This window comes from Acinetobacter sp. WCHAc060006 (genome assembly GCF_004209135.1).
GTDB classification, from domain to species: domain Bacteria; phylum Pseudomonadota; class Gammaproteobacteria; order Pseudomonadales; family Moraxellaceae; genus Acinetobacter; species Acinetobacter cumulans.
Map to the genome: position 1 here is coordinate 1 of NZ_SGSS01000078.1, position 1,274 is coordinate 1,274.

General features: G+C 38.9%; 1 protein-coding gene. It reads left to right on the forward strand.

Annotated features, from left to right (window positions below):
* The first annotated feature begins 66 nt into the window (after positions 1 to 66).
* Positions 67 to 1,232 (forward strand): IS3 family transposase gene (locus tag EXE29_RS17215; protein WP_099349815.1). Its coding sequence is split into 2 segments (ribosomal slippage): positions 67 to 325 and positions 325 to 1,232, totalling 1,167 coding nucleotides; the frame shifts between segments, so codons are not numbered across the junction.
* Positions 1,233 to 1,274: the final 42 nt, after the last annotated feature.

A 1,274-nucleotide genomic window follows, 5' to 3' on the forward strand; every position in this document is an offset into this window, starting at 1 on the left:
TGATGTGTGCTTAAAAAACAGGAGGGTTTAACTTGGTAAACTATACATACTCATTAGGAGTTTACCATGAGCAAGAAACAGAAGACTTACACCGCAGAATTTAAAGCTGAAGCCATAAAAGCCATTGAAGAGAACCAAGGTAATGTATCGGAATCCGCTAGACAACTTGGCATTTCAATGCAAACCCTTTCGAACTGGAATAACAAAGCAAAGGCTGGAACTTTAGCAGGCACAAAACAGTATTCGCCCGATCTAAACGCCTTACTCGAAGAAAATAAGAAGCTTAAACAACAGCTAAAAACAGCTGAAATGGAACGTGAATTTTTAAAAAAGGCAGCAGCGTACTTTGCCAAAGAAAGTCAGTGAGGTACGCCTATATGAAATCGCAAAGCCACTTATTTCCGATTATTTTAATGGCTCGATTACTTCGTGTATCCGTTTCTCGCTTTTATGATTGGCTAAAGCGAGGCATGAGTAAAAGATCAATTCAGCGAAATCAGCAGACAATTTTGGTCAAAATAGCCCATGAAGAAACCAAACAAAGCTATGGCTATGTTCGATTAACCAAGCATTTACAAGCGCAAGGTATCAAAATAAGTATGTATGCTGTGCGCCAAATAAAAAAATCAAATCAGTTGTATTGTAAGCGCCATAAGCGTTTCAAAAGAACCACGAACAGTGATCACAACCGTTCTATTTATGACAATTTACTCAAGCAACAGTTTTCAATGACGAAGCCTAATCTTGCGTGGTCGAGTGACATTACCTACATTTGGACGGCTGAGGGCTGGTTGTACTTGGCAGCTATCAAAGATCTTTACACGAAACAGGTTGTTGGCTATAGCTTAAATGAGCGCATGACAGCCAAGCTTGTTTGTGATGCATTGAATATGGCTATTCGCAATCAGAAACCTGCTAAAGATCTCATTGTACATTCAGACAGAGGCAGCCAATATTGCAGTAATGAATATCGAAACTTACTTGAGAAATTTGATTTTCAGGGTTCAATGAGCAAAAAAGGCGACTGCTTTGATAATGCACCGATAGAGAGTTTCTGGGGCATACTCAAAAATGAACTAGTCCATCATCGCAACTACAAAACAAGGGAAGAAGCCAAAGCGGATATTACAAAATATATAGAGTTATTTTATAATCAGCGAAGAATTCAAAAAGGCTTGGATTTTAAGACACCAAATCAAATGGCAGAAGACTTTTATCGGTTAGCTGCCTAGAATCTCCCAAGTGAAAGTCTCCTGCTAATTCAGCACACATCA